At 69.9% G+C, this 19,295-nt stretch carries 21 protein-coding genes; 13 read left to right on the top strand and 8 right to left on the bottom strand.

The window, feature by feature from the left end; translation table 11 throughout:
• Positions 1 to 147 precede the first annotated feature (147 nt).
• The 10 genes from trmB to trpB all read left to right on the top strand — a co-directional run bounded on the left by trmB (position 148) and on the right by trpB (position 9,450).
• Positions 148 to 966 carry a tRNA (guanine(46)-N(7))-methyltransferase TrmB gene (gene trmB / locus BW949_RS09390; RefSeq protein WP_083947696.1) on the top strand — a complete coding sequence of 273 codons (819 nt, stop codon included), beginning with the start codon at positions 148 to 150 and terminating at the stop codon, positions 964 to 966.
• Positions 967 to 1,307: 341 nt separating this feature from the next.
• The gene (gene aroA / locus BW949_RS09385) at positions 1,308 to 2,654 is read left to right on the top strand and encodes a 3-phosphoshikimate 1-carboxyvinyltransferase (RefSeq protein ID WP_076365410.1); all 1,347 of its coding nucleotides are present in this window, start codon (positions 1,308 to 1,310) and stop codon (positions 2,652 to 2,654) included.
• A gap of 91 nt (positions 2,655 to 2,745) precedes the next feature.
• The gene (locus tag BW949_RS09380; RefSeq protein WP_076365408.1) at positions 2,746 to 3,360 is read left to right on the top strand and encodes a (d)CMP kinase; all 615 of its coding nucleotides are present in this window, start codon (positions 2,746 to 2,748) and stop codon (positions 3,358 to 3,360) included.
• The gene (locus BW949_RS09375) at positions 3,357 to 4,349 is read left to right on the top strand and encodes a capsular polysaccharide export protein, LipB/KpsS family (protein WP_076365406.1); all 993 of its coding nucleotides are present in this window, start codon (positions 3,357 to 3,359) and stop codon (positions 4,347 to 4,349) included. Before BW949_RS09380 ends, BW949_RS09375 begins: the two co-directional genes overlap by 4 nt.
• Positions 4,350 to 4,601: 252 nt before the next feature.
• The gene (rpsA, locus tag BW949_RS09370) at positions 4,602 to 6,287 is read left to right on the top strand and encodes a 30S ribosomal protein S1 (protein WP_076365404.1); all 1,686 of its coding nucleotides are present in this window, start codon (positions 4,602 to 4,604) and stop codon (positions 6,285 to 6,287) included.
• A 235-nt stretch (positions 6,288 to 6,522) separates the two neighbouring features.
• Positions 6,523 to 6,810 (top strand): integration host factor subunit beta, encoded by a 288-nt coding sequence (ihfB, locus tag BW949_RS09365; protein WP_076365402.1) that lies wholly within the window; start codon positions 6,523 to 6,525, stop codon positions 6,808 to 6,810.
• A 4-nt stretch (positions 6,811 to 6,814) separates the two neighbouring features.
• On the top strand, positions 6,815 to 7,168 hold the full coding sequence (locus BW949_RS09360) for a LapA family protein (RefSeq protein ID WP_076365400.1): 354 nt from the start codon (positions 6,815 to 6,817) through the stop codon (positions 7,166 to 7,168).
• A 9-nt stretch (positions 7,169 to 7,177) separates the two neighbouring features.
• Positions 7,178 to 7,816, top strand: a complete 639-nt coding sequence (locus BW949_RS09355) for a phosphoribosylanthranilate isomerase (RefSeq protein ID WP_076365398.1) — start codon at positions 7,178 to 7,180, stop codon at positions 7,814 to 7,816.
• Positions 7,817 to 7,972: 156 nt separating this feature from the next.
• Positions 7,973 to 8,215: a hypothetical protein gene (locus BW949_RS09350; protein WP_076365396.1), complete on the top strand. Its 243-nt coding sequence runs from the start codon at positions 7,973 to 7,975 to the stop codon at positions 8,213 to 8,215.
• Positions 8,216 to 8,217: 2 nt separating this feature from the next.
• Positions 8,218 to 9,450 carry a tryptophan synthase subunit beta gene (gene trpB / locus BW949_RS09345; RefSeq protein WP_076365394.1) on the top strand — a complete coding sequence of 411 codons (1,233 nt, stop codon included), beginning with the start codon at positions 8,218 to 8,220 and terminating at the stop codon, positions 9,448 to 9,450.
• Between the two features lie 201 nt (positions 9,451 to 9,651).
• On the opposite strand, the gene BW949_RS09340 is transcribed toward trpB, so the two are convergent.
• The 4 genes from BW949_RS09340 to BW949_RS16795 all read right to left on the bottom strand — a co-directional run bounded on the left by BW949_RS09340 (position 9,652) and on the right by BW949_RS16795 (position 13,159).
• Positions 9,652 to 10,143, bottom strand: a complete 492-nt coding sequence (locus tag BW949_RS09340; protein ID WP_097177025.1) for a pentapeptide repeat-containing protein — start codon at positions 10,141 to 10,143, stop codon at positions 9,652 to 9,654.
• 193 nt (positions 10,144 to 10,336) lie between these two features.
• Complete coding sequence (locus tag BW949_RS09335) at positions 10,337 to 11,278, bottom strand: site-specific tyrosine recombinase XerD (protein ID WP_076365390.1); 942 nt, start codon at positions 11,276 to 11,278, stop codon at positions 10,337 to 10,339.
• On the bottom strand, positions 11,275 to 12,960 hold the full coding sequence (locus BW949_RS09330; protein WP_076365388.1) for a hypothetical protein: 1,686 nt from the start codon (positions 12,958 to 12,960) through the stop codon (positions 11,275 to 11,277). Before BW949_RS09330 ends, BW949_RS09335 begins: the two co-directional genes overlap by 4 nt.
• Entirely contained in the window at positions 12,947 to 13,159 is a 213-nt protein-coding gene (locus BW949_RS16795) for a hypothetical protein (protein ID WP_143524434.1), read from the bottom strand. The genes BW949_RS09330 and BW949_RS16795 overlap by 14 nt, the downstream gene beginning before the upstream one ends.
• 192 nt (positions 13,160 to 13,351) lie before the next feature.
• Between BW949_RS16795 and BW949_RS09325 the strand changes: the two genes are divergently transcribed.
• Genes BW949_RS09325 through BW949_RS09315 form a run of 3 tightly spaced genes read left to right on the top strand, consistent with a single transcriptional unit; the run spans position 13,352 to position 15,439 of the window.
• Complete coding sequence (locus BW949_RS09325) at positions 13,352 to 13,963, top strand: shikimate kinase (RefSeq protein ID WP_083947683.1); 612 nt, start codon at positions 13,352 to 13,354, stop codon at positions 13,961 to 13,963.
• On the top strand, positions 13,960 to 15,069 hold the full coding sequence (aroB, locus tag BW949_RS09320; RefSeq protein WP_076365386.1) for a 3-dehydroquinate synthase: 1,110 nt from the start codon (positions 13,960 to 13,962) through the stop codon (positions 15,067 to 15,069). Before BW949_RS09325 ends, aroB begins: the two co-directional genes overlap by 4 nt.
• 16 nt (positions 15,070 to 15,085) lie before the next feature.
• Positions 15,086 to 15,439 carry a hypothetical protein gene (locus BW949_RS09315; RefSeq protein ID WP_143524433.1) on the top strand — a complete coding sequence of 118 codons (354 nt, stop codon included), beginning with the start codon at positions 15,086 to 15,088 and terminating at the stop codon, positions 15,437 to 15,439.
• Between the two features lie 96 nt (positions 15,440 to 15,535).
• Here the strand turns inward: BW949_RS09315 and BW949_RS09310 are convergent, their stop codons facing one another.
• The 4 genes from BW949_RS09310 to BW949_RS09295 all read right to left on the bottom strand — a co-directional run bounded on the left by BW949_RS09310 (position 15,536) and on the right by BW949_RS09295 (position 19,277).
• Positions 15,536 to 16,354, bottom strand: a complete 819-nt coding sequence (locus tag BW949_RS09310; protein WP_076365382.1) for a ferredoxin--NADP reductase — start codon at positions 16,352 to 16,354, stop codon at positions 15,536 to 15,538.
• A gap of 64 nt (positions 16,355 to 16,418) precedes the next feature.
• The gene (locus BW949_RS09305; RefSeq protein ID WP_076365380.1) at positions 16,419 to 16,808 is read right to left on the bottom strand and encodes a DUF934 domain-containing protein; all 390 of its coding nucleotides are present in this window, start codon (positions 16,806 to 16,808) and stop codon (positions 16,419 to 16,421) included.
• Positions 16,805 to 17,614: a phosphoadenylyl-sulfate reductase gene (locus tag BW949_RS09300; protein WP_083947695.1), complete on the bottom strand. Its 810-nt coding sequence runs from the start codon at positions 17,612 to 17,614 to the stop codon at positions 16,805 to 16,807. The genes BW949_RS09305 and BW949_RS09300 overlap by 4 nt, the downstream gene beginning before the upstream one ends.
• Positions 17,607 to 19,277 (bottom strand): nitrite/sulfite reductase, encoded by a 1,671-nt coding sequence (locus BW949_RS09295; protein ID WP_076365378.1) that lies wholly within the window; start codon positions 19,275 to 19,277, stop codon positions 17,607 to 17,609. The genes BW949_RS09300 and BW949_RS09295 overlap by 8 nt, the downstream gene beginning before the upstream one ends.
• Between the last annotated feature and the right edge of the window lie 18 nt (positions 19,278 to 19,295).

Here is a 19,295-nt window from a genome sequence, read left to right as displayed (position 1 = left end):
CCCCGGGGCTGAAGGTTAGACCATTCCCCCGCGCCAAGGGAAAGGCGAAATCCGCCGGCGCGGCGCGGCGGCTGCGCGGTTCTGGCCGGCTTCGGGGGTTGACCGGAACCGCGGGGCAGGGGTAACCGGCGCGCGACTGGAGGCATGATGACCGACGACACACGCAAGGACGCCCCCCCCCGCGACGCCCATTCCGGTGCTGCCGTGCCGGCGCCCGATGCGCCCGCCGTTCCCGCCGCTCAGGGTGCGGCCGCCCAGGACGCTGCATCTCGGGACGCCGCCCCCGCGGACCGCCCGCGGCGCAACTTCTACGGCCGCCGCCACGGCAAGACCCTGCGCCCCAGCCAGCGTGGCTATCTTGAACACGACCTCGCGGAGCTGCGCCTGCCCGGCGTCACCTCGGCCGAGAACCCCGCGCGCCGCCCGCTCGATCCGGCCGCGCTTTTCGGCGGGCGTCCGGTCTGGCTCGAGATCGGCTTCGGCGGCGGTGAACACATGGTCCACATGGCCGCGCGCTACCCGCAGGTGGGCCTGATCGGCTGCGAACCCTTCGTCAACGGCGTGGCGATGCTGCTGGGCAAGATCCGCGCCGCCGGGGTCCAGAACCTGGCCATCCATCCCGGCGATGTGCGCGACCTCTTCGACGTCCTGCCCTCGGGGTCGGTGGCGCGGGCGTTCCTGAACTATCCCGACCCCTGGCCCAAGAAACGCCACCATCGCCGCCGCTTCGTGACGCCGGAACATCTGCTGCCGCTGGCGCGGGTGCTGGCGCCGGGGGCGGAGTTCCGCGTGGCGACCGACATTCCCGATTACGTGCGCCAGACCCTCGAGGAAGTGCCGCCCGCAGGCTTCCGGCTGGTGGTGCAGGGCGGGGTGCCCTGGGACGACTGGCTGTCCACGCGCTATGAGCAAAAGGCCCTGCGCGAGGGGCGCGCGCCCCATTACCTGACCTTCGAGCGGCTCTGAGCCGGGCCCTTGCCTATTGCGGGAAGATGTGCGCCCCGCGTAGCGCGGGCAGATGTAGGCCGCGCGCGAAGGCCCTGACGTGGGTGCCCTGACGCAGTCGGACCTTCCCTACGCCGGCGTCAGGGCCTTCCGCGGCAGCGCCGCCGCGGGGGGCTCGATGCCCCCCCCAAGGCGGCTCCCCCTTCCCGGCGGCGCTTACGCCGCGTGCTCCAGATCCCCCCAGCCCCCCCTCCAGATCCCCCCCCAGACCCCCCGCCGGGATGCGCCCTCTTCCGCCACCGGCCCGCTTGCGCTAAGCCCGTTGCCAGACGCCGCCACCCCGCCTGCCCGAAGGAGACCCCATGTCCGCCCATGCCCCGCCGATCCCCATGACCGCCCAGGCCTCGGGCCCGCTCAAGGGCGTGGCCGAGGTGCCCGGCGACAAGTCGATCTCGCATCGCGCGCTGATCTTCGGCGCGCTCAGCGTCGGGCGCACGCAGGTGACCGGCCTTCTCGAGGGGCAGGACGTGCTGGACACGGCCGCCGCCATGCGCGCCTTCGGGGCCCATCTGACCCGCCAGGCCCCCGGCGCCTGGACGATCGATGGCGTCGGCGTGGGCGGCTTTTGCGAACCCGAGACGGTGATCGACTGCGGCAATTCCGGCACCGGGGTGCGGCTCATCATGGGGGCGATGGCCACGACGCCGATCACGGCCACCTTCACCGGCGACGCCTCGCTGCGCAAGCGCCCGATGGGCCGCGTGACCGACCCGCTGGCACTGTTCGGCGCGCGCGCGCATGGCCGCACCGGCGGGCGCCTGCCGATGACCATCATCGGCGCCGCCGATCCGGTGGCGGTGCGCTACGCGACCCCCGTGCCGTCCGCGCAGGTCAAGTCCGCGGTGCTTCTGGCCGCGCTCAATGCGCCGGGGGAAAGCGTCGTGATCGAGCGCGAGGCCACCCGCGATCACACCGAACGGATGCTGGCGGGTTTCGGCGCCGAGATCACCACCGAGACCACCCCCGAAGGCCGCGTCATCACCCTGACCGGCCAGCCCGAGCTGCGCCCCCAGGCGGTGGCGGTGCCGCGCGATCCGTCCTCGGCGGCCTTTCCGGTCTGTGCCGCGCTGATCGTGCCGGGCTCTGAAGTGCGGGTGCCGGGCGTGTCGCAGAATGCCACCCGCAACGGGCTCTTCACGACGCTGGTCGAGATGGGCGCCGACATCACCTTCGAGAACCCGCGCGAGGAAGGCGGCGAACCGGTTGCCGATCTGCTGGTGCGGCATTCGGCGCTGTGCGGGGTCGAGGTGCCGCCCGAACGCGCCGCCTCGATGATCGACGAATACCCGATCCTGGCGGCGGTCGCGGCCTTTGCCGAAGGCGCCACCACCATGCGCGGCGTGCGTGAATTGCGGGTCAAGGAAAGCGACCGGATCGACGCCATGGCGCGCGGGCTCGAAGCCTGCGGCGTCACCGTCGAGGAGGGGCCCGATTTCCTGATCGTGCACGGCCGCGGTGCCGAGGGCGTGCCGGGCGGCGCCACCTGCGCCACCCATCTCGACCACCGCATCGCCATGAGCTTCCTGGTCCTGGGTCTGGCGGCGCAACGGCCGGTCTCGGTCGATGACGGCGGGCCCATTGCCACCTCCTTTCCGATCTTCGAGACGCTGATGACGGGGCTCGGGGCCACGATCCGGCGCGACGCATGACCCCTGTCGCCGCGCCCCGCGCCGCCAGCCCCCACCACCCCGAACGAACGCCCGACCCCAACGCCTCACACGCAAGGAGGAGAAGAACGCGATGATCTTCACCGTTGCCATCGACGGGCCCGCCGCGGCCGGCAAGGGCACGATCAGCCGCCGCCTGGCCGCGCAATTCGGCTTTGCCCATCTCGACACCGGGCTTCTCTATCGGGCGGTGGGGGCGATGGGGGGCGATCCGGTCGCCGCCGCCCAGGCGCTGAGCCCGGCCGATCTTGACCGTCCCGGCCTGCGCAGCCTCGAGGCCGGGCAGGCCGCCAGCCGCGTTGCCGCCATCCCCGAGGTGCGCGCGGCCCTGGTCGCCTTCCAGCGCCGCTTTGCCCGCCGCGAGGGGGGCGCGGTCCTTGACGGGCGCGACATCGGCACGGTCATTTCCCCCGAAGCCGAGGTCAAGCTGTTCGTCACCGCCTCGGCCGAGGTGCGGGCGCGCCGCCGCTTCGACGAGCTGGAGGCCGCGGCCCCCGGCGCGCAGGATTACGACACGGTCCTGGCCCAGACCCGCGAGCGCGACGCCCGCGACATGGGCCGCGCGGATGCCCCCCTGCGCCCGGCCGAGGATGCGGTGATGCTCGACACCACCGACCTGTCGATCGAGGCGGCGGTGACGCGCGCCTGCGATCTGGTGGCCGATGCGCTGGCGCGCGCCACCCCATGAGCGGAGCTGCGCGCGTCGTCATCCATCTGCCCGGCCGCTATCTGAACGACTATGAAAAGCCGGCGCATCTGGCGCTTTACCCCCGGCTGATCCGCGCGATCGAGGCCCGCGGCGGCCGGGCGATGGTGGCGCTGCGCGAGGAGGCGCAGACCGCGGGCGGCACGCTGCCGGGCGATGGTGATCTGCATGTCGTCGAAAGCGGCTGGGTCACGGGGCCGGGCTGGCTGTCGGCGGCAGTGGCCTATCTGCCGGGCTATTGGCACCTTGGCCCCGACGGCATCCTGGGCGATGGCCCGGCCGGGCGGCGCCCCTGCACCCCCGAGGAGATCCCCGCCGCCGAGGCCCTGTCCACCTATGCCCGGCTGCGCGCGCAATTCGCCCGGGCGCGGCGCTCGCGCTACAAGCAGGCGCGCGGGCGCGAGCACCTGCCGCGCGATGCGATCGCGGTCTGTCTTCAGGGCAACGAGCCCCATCGCCGCGGCCAGGCCTATTTGTCCAATGTCGAGATGCTGCGCGCGGTGATCCGGGCGGCCGGGGCGCGGCCGGTTCTGGTCAAGGGCCACCCGCTCAACCCGCAGGTCGCGGGCGCGCTGCTGACGCAGATGGCGGGCGAGATCGCGGCCTCGGGGGTGCGGGTGCACGAGACCTCGGCCAATATCCACGACCTGCTGGCGCAATCGGCGGTCAATGTCTCGATCAATTCCGCGACCGCGCTCGAGGGGATGCTGCACGGCCGCCCTGCCATCGTCTGCGGCCGCACCGATTACGCGGGGCTGGTCGAGACGGTGCGCGATCCGGCCGAATTCCCGGCGGCGCTGCTGCGGGCGCTGTCGACCCCGCGCGACTGGGCGCGGGCGGTGACATGGTATTTCACCCGCAACTGCCTGTGGATCGAGGGGCCGCATTTCGAACGCGACCTGCTGGCGGTCCTGTCCGCGGCAGGCTTTCCGCCCGAGCGGCTGGGGCTGGGGCCGCGCCGGCGGGGCTGACACGGGCGGGGCTGACACGGGCGCGGCTGACAGGGGCGGGGTTGCGGCCGGGGCCGGGGGAAGGGCCGCGGGCGCGTTTTGCTTGTCACACCCCCGCAAAGCCTGTAAGAGCCGCCCATCCCGAAAGGGAAGGCATCGGATGCGGCGCCGGGCGACCGGCGGCGCATGTGCGTGTTTTCCGGATCGGGGCCACCAAAGACCGGCGGAGCCAACCGCATGGCCAGAAAACCCGAACAAAGGAACTTTTGCCGCATGTGCGCCAAAGCTAGCATGGAAGAATTCGAGGCCCTTCTCGAGGAAAGCCTCAACATCGACACGCCCCAGGAAGGGTCGGTCGTCAAGGGCAAGGTCATCGCCATCGAGGCGGGCCAGGCCATCATCGACGTGGGCTACAAGATGGAAGGCCGCGTCGAGCTCAAGGAATTCGCCAATCCCGGCGAGGCCCCCGAGATCGCCATCGGCGACACCGTCGAGGTCTATCTCGACCGCGTCGAGAACGCCCGCGGCGAAGCCGTGATCTCGCGTGACAAGGCCCGCCGCGAGGAAGCCTGGGACCGTCTGGAAAAAGCCTACGAGAAGGAAGAGCGCGTCGAGGGCGCCATCTTCGGTCGCGTCAAGGGCGGCTTCACCGTCGATCTGGGCGGTGCCGTGGCCTTCCTTCCGGGCAGCCAGGTCGATGTGCGCCCCGTGCGCGATGCCGGCCCGCTGATGGGTCTCAAGCAGCCCTTCCAGATCCTGAAGATGGATCGCCGCCGCGGCAACATCGTCGTGTCGCGCCGCGCCATCCTGGAAGAGAGCCGTGCCGAACAGCGTGCCGAAGTCATCGCCAACCTGTCCGAAGGCCAGGTTGTCGACGGCGTGGTCAAGAACATCACCGAATACGGTGCGTTCGTTGATCTGGGCGGCGTTGACGGCCTGCTGCACGTCACCGACATGGCCTGGCGCCGCGTCAACCACCCGTCCGAGATCCTGTCGATCGGCGAGACCGTCAAGGTCCAGGTCGTCAAGATCAACAAGGAAACCCACCGCATCAGCCTGGGCATGAAACAGCTTCAGGCCGACCCGTGGGATACGGTCGAAGCCAAGTTCCCGATCAATTCGGTGCACAAGGGCCGCGTCACCAACATCACCGACTACGGCGCCTTCGTCGAGCTGGAAGCCGGTGTCGAAGGTCTGGTCCACGTGTCCGAAATGTCCTGGACCAAGAAGAACGTGCATCCCGGCAAGATCGTCTCGACCAGCCAGGAAGTCGACGTCATGGTGCTCGAGATCGACACCGCGAAACGCCGCGTGTCGCTGGGCCTCAAGCAGACCATGCGCAACCCGTGGGAAGTTTTCGCGGAAACGCATCCGGTCGGCACCGTCATCGAAGGCGAGGTCAAGAACATCACCGAATTCGGTCTGTTCGTGGGCCTGGCCAACGACATCGACGGCATGGTGCACCTGTCCGACCTGAGCTGGGAACAGCGCGGCGAGGATGCCATCCAGAACTACCGCAAGGGCGACATGGTCAAGGCCGCCGTCACCGAGGTGGACATCGACAAGGAGCGTATCTCGCTGTCGATCAAGGCGCTCGACGCCGACACCTTCTCGGATGCGGTCGACGGCGTGAAGCGCGGCTCGGTCATCACCGTGGAAGTCACGGCGATCGAGGATGGCGGCATCGAGGTCGACTACAACGGCATGAAATCCTTCATCCGTCGTTCGGACCTGTCGCGTGATCGCGCCGAGCAGCGCCCCGAGCGCTTCCAGGTCGGCGACAAGGTCGATGTGCGCGTGACCAACGTGGACAGCAAGACCCGTCGTCTGGGCGTGTCGATCAAGGCCCGCGAGATCGCCGAGGAAAAGGAAGCCGTGGAACAATACGGCTCGTCGGACTCGGGGGCGTCGCTGGGCGACATCCTGGGCGCCGCGCTCAAGGGTCAGGGCGACAACTGATCGCCCGGCGCGGGCGCCATTGCGCGCGCCCGTGCATCCCGAATCGGAACATCGGCCTCGCCTTCGGGCGGGGCCGTTTTGCGTCGGGGCTGCTGCAAAGCGTCGCGTTCCGCCCCCGGACGTGGGGAAACACCCGCCATTCCAATGACTTTGCTGTTTGTCTGCGGCGGGCTTTTGCCTATAGTGCGGCGTAACGGCCCGCATTATTGCCGAACGGGCCTTCAGGGGGATAGAGATGATCCGATCGGAATTGATCCAGAAGATCGCGGATGAGAATCCGCACCTCTACCAGCGTGATGTGGAAAAGATCGTGAATACGATCTTCGACGAGATCGTCGAGGCCATGGCCCGCGGCGATCGGGTCGAATTGCGGGGATTTGGCGCGTTTTCGGTCAAGAAACGCGACGCGCGCACAGGACGCAATCCGCGCACGGGCGAATCCGTCGAGGTCGACGAGAAACACGTTCCCTTCTTCAAGACCGGCAAGCTTCTTCGAAATCGCCTGAACGGCATGGAGGAATAATCCGATGTTTCGCGTGCTTCGCTATCTGTTCGTCCTGTGTCTGGCCGCGGTTCTGGTGGTGCTGGCGCTGGCCAACCGCCCGCTGGTGACGCTGCATGCGCTGCCGCAGGAAGCTGAGGAATTCCTGGGCTTTACCTATGCGGTCGACCTGCCGCTGTTCGTGGTGATCTTCGGCGCGATGGGCGCGGGTCTGGTGATCGGTCTGGTCTGGGAATGGCTGCGCGAATCGCGCTACCGTTCGGCGGCGCGCGGCAATGCGCGCAAGGCGGCCAAGCTTGACCGCGAGGTGCAGAAGCTGCGCGGGGCCTCGCCCGAGACCAAGGACGAGGTGCTGGCCCTGATCGAGGACCGGACCTGACGTCGGGCAATGGTCGAGGTCAAGATCTGCGGGCTGACCGCGGCCGATCAGGTCGCTGAAGCCGTCAAGGCCGGGGCGGATTACCTCGGCCTTGTGTTTTTTGCGCGCTCGCCGCGCAATCTGGACCCGGCGCGGGCGGCCGAGCTGGCGGCCGAAGCCGGGGGCGCGCGGCGCGTGGCGCTGACGGTCGATGCGACCGACGCCGAGCTGGACGCGATCCTGGCGCGTGTGCCGATCGAGATCCTTCAATTGCACGGGCGCGAGAGCCCCGCGCGCGTGGCCGAGATCCGCGCGCGCTTCGGGCTGCCGGTGATGAAGGCGGTGGGCGTGGCCGGGCCGGAGGATCTGGCGCTTCTGGCCCGTCACGAGGCGGTGGCCGACCGGGTTCTGGTCGATGCCAAGGCCCCCGCGGGCGCGGCGCTGCCGGGGGGCAACGGGCTGTCGTTCGACTGGCGGCTGGTGGCCGGGCGCGCCTGGCCGCGGCCCTGGATGCTGGCGGGCGGGCTTTCGCCCGAGAACGTGGCCGAGGCGGTACGGCGGACCGGGGCGCCGGCGGTCGATGTGTCCTCGGGGGTCGAGCGCGCGCCGGGGATCAAGGACGCCGCGCTTGTGCGGGATTTCGTGGCCGCGGCCAAGGCGGCGGGCTGAGGGGCCCCCTCGCCCGGCGGGGGGCGGGCGGCGGACGTGGCAGGGGGGCTGTCTGCCCCCCTGACCCCCCGAGGATATTTTGACCAGTTCGAAGGCGGGAACTTTACCCCGCGGGGCGGGCGCGCTATCTGCGGGGCAGGTAGGCGGAGGCGTGGCATGGCGCTTGTGGTGTCTTTGGAGAAGGATGAGGGCCGAGAGCTTCGCGCGGCGCATCCGACGCGTGTTCCCTGCAAGTATATCGTCGGGGAATGCGACGGCCGAAAGGTGCTTCAACTGAACACCTACGGCTCGGGGGAGCGCGCTCACCCTGGCAAGCTCAGTCAGACGCTTCAATTCGACGAGGATGCCGCGTCGCAACTTTTCCGGATGTTGAAATCCGAATTTGGTTTCGAGGAATGACCATGGCCGAAGATCTGCTCAACAGCTACATGACCGCGCCGGACGAGAATGGGCGCTTCGGCATCCATGGCGGGCGGTTCGTCTCGGAAACGCTGATGCCGCTGATCCTGGAGCTTGAGGCGCAATACGAGCATGCCAAGACCGACCCGACCTTCTGGGCGGAGATGGATCTCCTGTGGCGCGATTACGTGGGCCGGCCGTCGCCGTTGTATTTCGCGCCGCGCATGACCGAGGAGCTGGGCGGGGCCAAGGTCTATCTCAAGCGCGAGGAGCTGAACCACACCGGCGCGCACAAGATCAACAACGTGCTGGGCCAGATTTTGCTCGCGCGGCGCATGGGCAAGACCCGGATCATCGCCGAGACGGGGGCTGGCCAGCATGGCGTGGCCACGGCCACGGTCTGCGCCAAGTTCGGGTTGAAGTGCATCGTCTACATGGGCGCGACGGATGTCGAGCGCCAGGCGCCCAACGTCTTCCGCATGCGGCTGCTGGGGGCCGAGGTGGTGCCGGTGACGAGCGGCCGCGGCACGCTCAAGGATGCGATGAACGACGCGCTTCGCGATTGGGTGACCAATGTGCGCGACACCTTCTATTGCATCGGCACGGTCGCCGGCCCCGCGCCCTATCCGGCGATGGTGCGCGATTTCCAGTCGATCATCGGTCGCGAGACCCGCTGGCAGCTTGAGGCCCACGAGGGTGAGGGGCGTCTGCCCGACACGATCATCGCCGCCGTGGGCGGAGGGTCGAACGCGATGGGGCTGTTCCACCCGTTCCTGGATGACAAATCCGTCCGCATCATCGGCGTCGAGGCCGGCGGGCATGGCGTCGATGACCGGATGGAGCATTGCGCCAGCCTGACGGGCGGGCGTCCGGGCGTTCTGCACGGCAACCGCACCTATCTGTTGCAGGACGAGGACGGCCAGATCCTTGAGGGGCATTCGATCTCGGCCGGGCTCGACTATCCCGGCATCGGCCCCGAACACAGCTGGCTGCATGACATCGGGCGGGCGGAATATGTGAGCATCACCGATGCCGAGGCGCTCGACGCGTTCCAGTTCTGCTGCCGGACCGAGGGCATCATTCCGGCGCTGGAAAGCAGCCACGCACTGGCGCATATGATGAAGATCGCGCCCGATCTGCCCAAGGATCATATTATCGTGCTCAACCTTTCGGGGCGCGGCGACAAGGACATCTTCACCGTCGCCAAGCATCTGGGCGAGGAGATGAAGGTTTAATCGGGCGGGAGGCAGGGCGCGCCGAGAAGGCGTCTCTGGCTTTCGGCCATGGGCCGGTCGCGTGCGCCGAGCGTGACCGGCCCGGCCAGCCCCCTGGCGGCCGGTCCGCCATCGCCCAGAGCGCGGGCAGGTCGCTGTAGGTCAGGGTGGCGGCGCCGAAGTTCGTGTCGCTGACATGGGCGCCTGTCAGATCGGCCGAGATCAGGACCGCGGCGCCGCGGCCGCCCCCGCGAGGTCGGCGCCGCGCAGCTTGCCCAGCGACAGGGCCGCGGCGCGCAGATCGGCACCGTCGAGCCGCGCGCCTGACCGCGTGGCGCCGGCCAGCCTCGCCCCGCCCATCTGCGCATCTTCCAGATCGGCGCCGGTCAGGTCCACGCCGTCAAGACGGCTCAGGCGCAGATCGACGCCTTCGCCGTTCGGGCCGCGCAGACGCAGCCCGGTCAGATCGACCGGGGCGCGGCAGCTCATGGCCTTGGCATCCCAGCCGCCGCCCATGCGCGCGCAGGAGAGGTCAATCCCGCGCAGCGACACGCCCTGTCCGGCCAGATATTCCAGCGCCGCGCGCTTGCCCGAGTTGCCGGTGGCGGGGGTGGTCAGGATGCTCCAGGCCCAGTTGATCGCTTCCTCGCGGCGGGTCTGGCGTTCTTCCTTGTAGACCCAGACCCCGAAGATGATCGACACGAAAGTCGCCATCAGCACCAGGCGTTCGGCCCAGTCCCAAAGGCCGGTGAGGCCGCGACCGCCGGCGGTCCGGGCGGGGGGCGGCCCGCGCGGCGGCGGCTCTGGCGCAGGTTCAGGGCGTTACGATCCGGCATGGGGGCTTCCTTGTCCCGGTCCCGACCGCCCCCGCCTGGGCGGCCCCCCGCGCAAGGTCAAGGCGCGGGTGTCAGTCCTCGCGCGCCAGCGGATGGTGGGTCAGCACCAGCGCGCGCAGGCGGTCTTCCAGCACATGGGTATAGATCTCGGTCGTCGAGAGATCGGCATGCCCCAGAAGCGTCTGGATCGCGCGCAGGTCGGCCCCGCCTTCCAGCAGATGCGTGGCAAAGGCGTGGCGCAGGACATGCGGGCTGACGCGGGCGGGGGGGATGCCGGCGCGGGCGGCGATGTCCTTGAGGAGCGCGTGAAACCCCTGCCGCGTCAGATGCCCCTCGACGCCCGAGGACGGAAAGAGGAACCGCGAGGGGGGGGCGCGGCGGGCGAGACGGGCCTCTTCCTCGGCGGCGTCGCGCAGCGCCAGCCATTCGGCCAGCGCCGTGCGCGCGGGCCCCGACAGCGGCACCATGCGTTCCTTGCCGCCCTTGCCGCGCACCAGGATCATGGCCGGATCACCGCGCACGGCGGCCACGGGCAGGCCGACCAGCTCGCTGACGCGCAGCCCGGTGGCATAGAGCAGCTCGATCAGGCAGGTGGTGCGGGCGCGCTCGGCCTCGGTGCGGCCGGTGTCGCGCGCGGCGGCCAGCAGCGCCTCGACCTCGGCCGGCGACAGCGTGCGCGGCAAGGCGCGCTGCCGCCCCGGCCCCGAGAGGCGCTGCGCGGGGTTGTCGGTGCGCCAGCCCTCGTCATAGGCAAAGCGGTAGAGCTGGCGGATCGAGGACAGGCGCCGGGCGCGGGTGCTCTGGGCCAGGCCCTGGGCCTCGCAGGATATCAGATAGTCGCGGATGTGATCGGCCCCGGCCGCCGCCATGTCCAGACCGCGATGCGCCAGCCAGCCGGCAAAGTCGTTCAGGTCGCGGCCATAGCCCAGAAGCGTGTTGCGCGCGGCCCCGCGTTCGGCGCTCTGGGCCTGAAGGAAGGTCGAGATCCAGCGCGCATCGGGGGTGGCGCTCATGTCGCCTCCTCGGCCAGCAGCAATTCGAGCGAGACCCGCCGCGCCACCGTCTCGAGCCCGGCATTGCGCAACAGCACCAGTCCGCGCGTCAGATCGCGCGTATCGCCGCGCGCGGCGCGGGCAATGTCCTCGATGGCCAGCAGGAGCGCCTCGCCCAGACGGTCGCCGGCAACCAGATCGGCATAGGGCGGCCCGACCGGGGGCAGCGTGTCGAAAGCGGCGGTGATGGCTTCAGCCAGCGCGCCGCGCCGCGCGGTTTCGGGAACGCGCGCGGTGCCGCCCTGCGCCACCGCCTTGAGCAGCAGCTCGGCGTCGTCCACGGGGCGGCGGTCATGCGCGATGGTCTCGTAATCCTCGGACAGAAGGCCCAGCCGGAAGGCCGCGGCGCGGGCCTGGGGCGTCAGTCGCGGCGCCAGATCCCAGACCGCGCGGGCGGCAAAGCCCGCCAGCTGCGTTTCCAGGCCCGCCTTGCGCATGGCCGCGATCGCGCGGGGCAGGGCGGCCGAGACCCGTGCCGGATCGCGCGCCCCCAACGCCGCATCGAGCGCCGAGACCGCGGCGACGCGCTCCCACACCCCGCCCGAGGCCGCGGCCGCGCGTTCGGTGTAAAGGCCCAGCAGCTGGTTGGGGTCGATCGCGCCGGCGCGGGCCAGCCGTTCGGCCGCCTCGAGCCGGGCCTTCCAGCCGACCTGCGCGCCCAGATCCGATTGCGCGAAGGCCAGCGGCAGATTGGCGGTGGGCAGCGCCTGGCCGATGGCCTCATAAAGGCGCAGCGTCAGCGGCGTCACCCGCGCGGGCGGCGGCAGATCGGCGGCGCCGTCGGCCATCTCGGGGTCGAGGAAGCGCTCCAGAAGGTCTTCGGTCAGCGGGTCGAGCGGTTCCAGGTTACGCCCGGTGGTGAAGGCCAGATCCGCCGCCGGCCAGTCGCCCGCGCGCGCCAGACAGAAGATCCGCGCCGCCAGCGCCGGTTGCGCACCGGGCGCGGCGCGCAGGGCGTCACAGGCGCGCTCCTCCTCGCCCAGCAGAAGCGCCACGTCGAAGAGCCGCTTGAGCCGCTCGGGATCGGCGGTCCCGGCGGTCATCAGAAGCGCATAGGCAGGCTCCAGCGCGCCCATCTCCAACAGCCGGTCGATGCGCGCCAGAAACAGCGAATTCCGCGCCCGGTCGGCGCTGCCGGCGCGGTTGCGCGGCGGGTCCAGCTCGGCCAGGAGCAGCCGCTCGAACAGGTGATGCAGCGCGGGCGGCATCTGCGTGCCCTCGCGGCGCACCAGGCGCGCCAGTTCGCCCTCGGGCGTGGCCCCCCACAGCCCCTTGGGCAGCCCCGAGCGCGTCAGCCCCAGAAGCCCCGCGGTTTCGGGGTCGGGGGCGTCCAGGGGCGTGATGTCGATGGGGTCGACCGCCAGCAACCCGGCCAGATCCGGGGCGGTCAACGCCGGATCGGGCGTGCGCACCGTCCCGCCCGCACCCGAAGCGGATGCGCCCGAATGCGATCCCGACACCCCAGGCCGGACGGCCCCTGCGGCCGGGGTCAGGCGCGGGGCCCCATCGGCCGGTTCCTCGAGCGATTGCGACAGCCAGTCGATGCTGGACAGGGGCGCGCCGGGCGCCGTCTCGGCCCCGGCGGCGCCCGCCCAGGCCAGTTGCCCGCACAGGAGGAGGATCGCCCCGTCATTCCCCCGCATTCAGCATCACCGGAACGCTCACGGGGATGCGCCGCGGCGCCATATCCCCGAAATAGGCAAAGCCCACCAGCCCCAGAGCCGCCAGGATTGCCAGATATATCAATGCCTTGAAAATTCGCCCCATGCCTCGATCGTCGTCCCTTTTGCGGATCTTGTCGATATCTTCATGACCGAAACCACGCCGCGGGCCTGTGGTCAAAGCGCCGCGCAACCTTTGATATCTCGGATTATATATGGCTTTTTTTGCGAGATCACGTCATTCAGGGCGAAATTTCGCTCCGGCGGCGAAGGCTTGCGCATCTGCGGGCCGGCCCCCGGAAACCCGCTCGTTTCGGCCCCGTTCCGGCGGTGCCGCCCCGTTCCCCTTGTTGTTGCGAAGCTGTCCGCCCCGATGCCGTTTCCGCCGTCTCCGCCGCCCGCCGCCCCTGCCGCAGATGCCACCGGGGGGCATGGCGGCCCGCGCCTTCTGTGCCCCGTCGTTCTGGTGGGGATGATGGGGGCGGGCAAGACCGCGGTCGGGGCCGAGCTGTCGCGCCGGCTGGGGGTCGCGTTTCTCGATTCCGATGCGCAGATCGAGCGCGCCGCCAATGCCACCATCGCCGAGATCTTCGCCCGCGACGGCGAGGCCTTCTTCCGCGCCCGCGAGACCGAGGTGATCGCGCGGCTGATGGCGGCGGGGCCGGCGGTCATCTCGACCGGGGGCGGGGCCTTCCTGTCCGAGGTCAACCGCGCCACGATTGCCGCGTCGGGGGTGTCGGTCTGGCTCAAGGCCGATCTCGAGATCCTGTGGAACCGGGTGCGCCACAAGACCACGCGGCCGCTTCTGCGCACCGCCGATCCACGCGCCACGCTGGCGGGGCTTCTGGCGCAGCGCGAACCGCTCTACGGGCTGGCGCAGGTGATCGTGGAGGCCGAGCCGGATCTGAGCATCGAGGGCATGGCCCTCAAGGTGATCGAGGCGCTTCGGGCGCGGGGCGGCGTTCTGGCCGCGGAAGGGGAATGAGCATGCAGGCTGTGAACGTGGATCTGGGGGCGCGCGCGTATCAGGTGCGCATCGGCGACGGGCTGCTGGCGCGGGCCGGCGCCGAGATCGCGCCGCTGCTGCGCCGTCCGCGCGTGGCCATCGTCACCGAGGAACGGGTGGCCGCGCTCCATCTTGACGCGCTGCGCGCAGGTCTGGGCGAGATCGAGGCCCCGGCGCTGATCCTGCCGCCGGGCGAGGCCACCAAGGGCTGGCCGCAATTCACCCGCACGGTCGATTGGCTCCTGGAACAGAAGGTCGAGCGCGGCGGCATCGTCGTGGCCTTTGGCGGCGGCGTGATCGGCGATCTGGCGGGCTTTGCCGCCGCCGTCCTGCGCCGCGGCGTGCGCTTCGTGCAGATCCCGACCACGCTTCTGGCGCAGGTGGACAGCTCGGTCGGCGGCAAGACCGGGATCAACTCGGTCCACGGCAAGAACCTGATCGGCGCCTTTCACCAGCCGTCTCTGGTGCTTGCCGATATCGGCATCCTGGGCACGCTCGATCCGCGCGACTTTCTGGCCGGCTATGGCGAGGTGGTCAAATATGGCCTGCTGGGCAGTGCCGAATTCTTCGACTGGCTCGAGGTGAACGGCCCGGCGCTGGCGGCCGGCGACATGGCGCTGCGCGCCGAGGCGGTGGCGCGTTCGGTGAAGATGAAGGCCGACATCGTGGTGCGCGACGAGACCGAACAGGGCGACCGCGCGCTGCTCAATCTGGGCCATACCTTCGGCCATGCGCTCGAGGCGGCGACGGGCTATTCCGACCGGCTGCTCCACGGCGAAGGGGTGGCGATCGGCTGCGCGCTGGCGTTCGAGTTGTCGGCGCGGATGGGGTTGTGTGCGCAAGAGGCCCCCTCGCGCGTGCGGGCGCATCTGCGCGCCATGGGGATGCGGGTCGATCTGCGCGACATCCCCGGCGATCTGCCCGGCCCCGAAGGGCTGATGGACCTTATGGCGCAGGACAAGAAGGTGCAGGACGGGCGTTTGCGGTTTATCCTTGCGCGCGGAATCGGGGCGTCCTTCGTGACGGATGCGGTCGATCCGCAATTGGTGAAATCGCTTCTGGCCGAGGCGCTTTCCATGCGTTGAAGGCCGGGGAGGCTGGATGCGCAAACATGACAGACAGATGACGGCGCGGGCGGTGGCCGCGGCGCCGTGGGCCAATGTCCCGAGAACCAGTGTTCTGGGGGGCGCCTTGCTGGGGGGCGCCGTTCTGGGAAGTATTGTCCTGGGCGCGGCCCCCGCCTGGGCGGCCAAGATCCCCCGCGACGCGGGCTATGCACGGGTCAAGATCGAATGCACCCGCTGCCATCGGCTGGACAATATCGTGCAATCCGAGGGCTTCACCGCCCCCGACTGGCGCGATTTCGTCGTCGAGATGACCGACCTCGAACGCCGCCCGGCCGTGCTCGAGGAAATCGTTGGCTATCTGGCGCGCAATTTCCCGCCCGACGACTGAACCGCGCGGCCTCCCTTCCCTTGGGGGGGCGGGCCGCACATGAAAACGCCGCCCCCCTGGGGGCGGCGTTTCGGGATCGTCGGGGGGCAGGTCGGCTCAGACGCCGTCGCCCACGAAGGCCTTTTCCACCACATATTCGCGGGGTTCGGAATTGGCGCCCTCGCGCAGGCCGAAGCTTTCCAGAACCGCCATCACGTCCTTGTTGAAGGCCAGCGACCCGCAGACCATGGCGCGGTCGTTCTCGGCGCACATCGGATCGAGGCCGAGATCGGTGAAGACCTTGCCCGAGGACAGGTTGTCGGTGATCCGTCCCATGTGATGGAAGTCTTCGCGCGTGGTGGTGGGATAATAGAGCAGCTTGCCCTCCACCATCTCGCCGATCAGCGGGTCGTCCTTGAGGCTTTCCACCAGCTGGCGGCCGTATTCCAGTTCGCCCACCTGGCGGCAGGTGTGCATCATGATGACCTGGTCGTATTTCTCATAGGTCTCGGGCTCGCGCATCAGGCTGGCAAAGGGCGCGATGCCGGTGCCGGTGGCCAGGAACCAGATCCGCTTGCCGGGCAGCAGCGCGTCATGGACCAGCGTGCCCACGGGCTTGGGCCGCAGGATGATCTGCTCGCCCACCTGGATATGCTGGAGCCGCGAGGTCAGCGGGCCGTCCTGCACCTTGATCGAATAGAATTCCAGCTCCTCGTCCCAGGCGGGCGAGGCGATCGAATAGGCGCGCTGGATCGGCTTGCCGTTGTCGTCGAGCAGCCCGATCATCACGAATTCGCCCGAGCGGAAGCGCAGCGAGCGCGGCCGCGTCACCCGGAACGAGAACAGCGTGTCCGTCCAGTGCTTGACGAAGGTCACGGTCTGCGCGTCCGGAAGGATCTTGCCGGCGGCGGCGGGGGTCTGGGACACGTCGTTCACGTCTTACGTCCTGCCGTTTCAGAGATATCGGCGCCTTTTAGGCCGAAACGTCCTGCGGGAAAAGTCATTTCCGTGTCGCATCCAGCCCGTGGATCAGCGACCGATGGTCCCGACGTGACCGCGCCGCGGCCCGCAGCCATTCGGCCTCGGGCTGGCGGGCGGCCAGCGCCGGCGGGATCTCGATCTCGTCGAAGCCGGTCTTGCGGGCGTGGCGATACTGGTCCGACACCAGCGGCCCAAGCGCCCGCAAACGCCCCGTGAATCCGGCCGCACGCAGGCGCCGCGCGATGGTGAAGCCGCGCCCGTCGGTCATCGCGGCAAAGGCCACCCGCACCAGCGGCGCAGCCAGCGCGGCGTCCAGGTCGATCTCGGCCGCGGGGTCGATCTCGAACATGGCGCCGGTCCAGTCATCGGCGTGAAAGCCGTCGTCGCGCACGATCACATTTTCGTTCATGCCACTCTCTCCCTGCGCGGGGTGCTGTCTTCGGGGCGCTTCTCCGGGCCGTCGGCGGGCGTGGGCGCGGGCTCGGGCTCGGCTGCCGGGGCGACCGGGCCGCGCACCATGCGCCCGTTGACGAAATGAATGCCGCATTCGGTCTTGTCCTGCCCGCGCCAGCGCCCGGCGCGGGGGTCTTCGCCCGCCCGCACCGGCGAGGTGCAGGGCGCGCAGCCGATCGAAGGGTAGCCGCGCGCCACCAGCGGGTGCCGGGGCAGGCGGTTCTCGACCATGTAGTCCTCGATATCGGCGCGGCCCCAATGCGCCAGCGGGTTGATCTTCATCCGCGTGGGCGTCTCGACCTCGAAGAAGTCGAGGGCGGCGCGGGTGCTGCCCTGATAGCGCTTGCGCCCGGTGATCCAGGCCGAGAACCCCGCAAGCGCGGCCTCGAGAGGGGCGGTCTTGCGCAGCGCGCAACAGGCGTCGGGGTCGGTCCGGTGGAGCTGATCGCCCGGATCGTGGCGCGCCAGATCGGCGGCCCGGATCACGCGCAGATCGCGCAGATCCAGCGTCCGTGCCAGTTCGCGCTGATAGTCCAGCGTCTCGGGAAACAGAAGTGCTGTGTCGATGAACAGGACCGGCGTCTGCGGCGCCAGCACCGACACCATGTGCAGCAGCACGACCGATTCCGCCCCGAAGGACGACACCAGCGCCACCTGTCCCACCTGCGGGTCGCGCAGCGCATGTTCGACCACCGCCACCGCCGCGTGATGGCGGTAGCGGTCGTTGAGCGCGCGCACGCGGTCGTCGATCGCTTCAGGCATCGTCGCCCCCGGCATAGAGCGCGGCGCGGAAGCGGTCGGGGCCCTGCCGGCGCAACGTGTCGATGAACCGCTCGCCCGGCGCGCGCTCGGCCAGATAGGCGCGCAACAGCCGCTCCAGCGCGGGGATCAGCGCCTCGGAGGTGAAGCCGGGGCCCGCGATCTCGCCCAGCGCGGCAGCGTCGCCCGCATCCCCCCCCAGCGTGACCTGATAGCTTTCGACGCCCGCACGATCGAGCCCCAGGATCCCGATATGGCCCAGGTGGTGATGCGCGCAGGCATTGATGCAGCCCGAGATCTTGAGACGCAATTCGCCGATTTCCGCCTCGAGCCCGAGATCGCGGAAATGGGTGGCGATGGCCTGCGCCACGGGGATCGAGCGCGCCGTGGCCAGCGCGCAATAATCAAGGCCGGGGCAGGCGATGATGTCGGACAGAAGGCCCACGTTGCCGGTGGCCAGCCCCGCCGCCACCAGCCCGGCATGCAGCGCCGGCAGGTCGATCTGGGCGACATGGGGCAGGACCACGTTCTGGTCGTGGCTGATGCGGATCTCGCCGCGCGAATAGCGTTCGGCCAGATCGGCCAGCGCGCGCATCTGCGCCGCGGTCGCGTCGCCCGGCGGCAGCCCGTGGGGCTTGAGCGAGACCGTCACCGCGACATGGCCCGCCACCTTGTGCGGCGCGAGGTTGCGCGCGAAATCGGCCAGCGCCGGGGGCAGGGGCACGGGCGCGCGCGGCGCAGGCGGTGCGGGAAAGCGCGCCTTGATGGCGGCGAAATGGGCCGGATCGACGGGGGGAAAGCCCGGCCGGATGCGGGCGAATTCGGTCTCGACCATTTCGCGGAAGGCGGTCTCGCCCATCTCGGCCAGGGTGATCTTGATGCGCGCCTTGTATTTGTTGTCGCGCCGCCCGGCCAGGTTATAGGCCGAGAGCACCGCCTCGAGATAGGGCAGCAGATCGGCTTCGGGCAGGAAGTCGCGGATCACGCTGCCCAGACGGGGCGTGCGCCCCAGCCCCCCCCCGACGATCACGCGAAAGCCGATCGCATCGCCCTCGCGGCGCAGATGCAGGCCCAGATCATGGGCGCGGGTCACGGCGCGGTCGGTCTCGGCCCCCGAGATGGCAATCTTGAACTTGCGCGGCAGGAACAGATATTCGGGGTGATCGGTCGACCATTGCCGGATCAGCTCGGCATAGGGGCGCGGATCGGCGATCTCGTCGGCGGCCGCGCCCGCCAGCGCGTCGGTGGTCACGTTGCGGATGCAATTGCCCGAGGTCTGGATCGCATGCAGCCCCGCCCCGGCCAGATGGTCGAGGATGTCGGGCGCATCGGCCAGTGCGATCCAGTTGAACTGCACGTTCTGGCGGGTGGTGAAATGGCCATAGCCCCGGTCCCAGCGTTCGGCCACCTCGGCCAGGGCGCGCATCTGCGCCGCCGACAGCGTGCCATAGGGGATCGCCACGCGCAGCATGTAGGCGTGCAGTTGCAGATAGAGCCCGTTCATCAGGCGCAGCGGGCGGAATTCCTCTTCGGTCAGGCTGCCCGACAGGCGGCGGGCAACCTGGTCGCGGAATTCGGCCGCGCGTTCGGCCAGGAAGGCGGCGTCGAACGCATCGGCCTGCGGGGCGGGGGCAGCGGAAGCGGAAGCAGGAAGATCAAGGGACATCGGAGGCGCTCCGGGAAG

The sequence above is a fragment of the Phaeovulum vinaykumarii genome (assembly GCF_900156695.1).
In the GTDB taxonomy this organism is placed as follows: domain Bacteria; phylum Pseudomonadota; class Alphaproteobacteria; order Rhodobacterales; family Rhodobacteraceae; genus Bieblia_A; species Bieblia_A vinaykumarii.
This window is presented reverse-complemented; position numbering and strand designations above follow the sequence as displayed.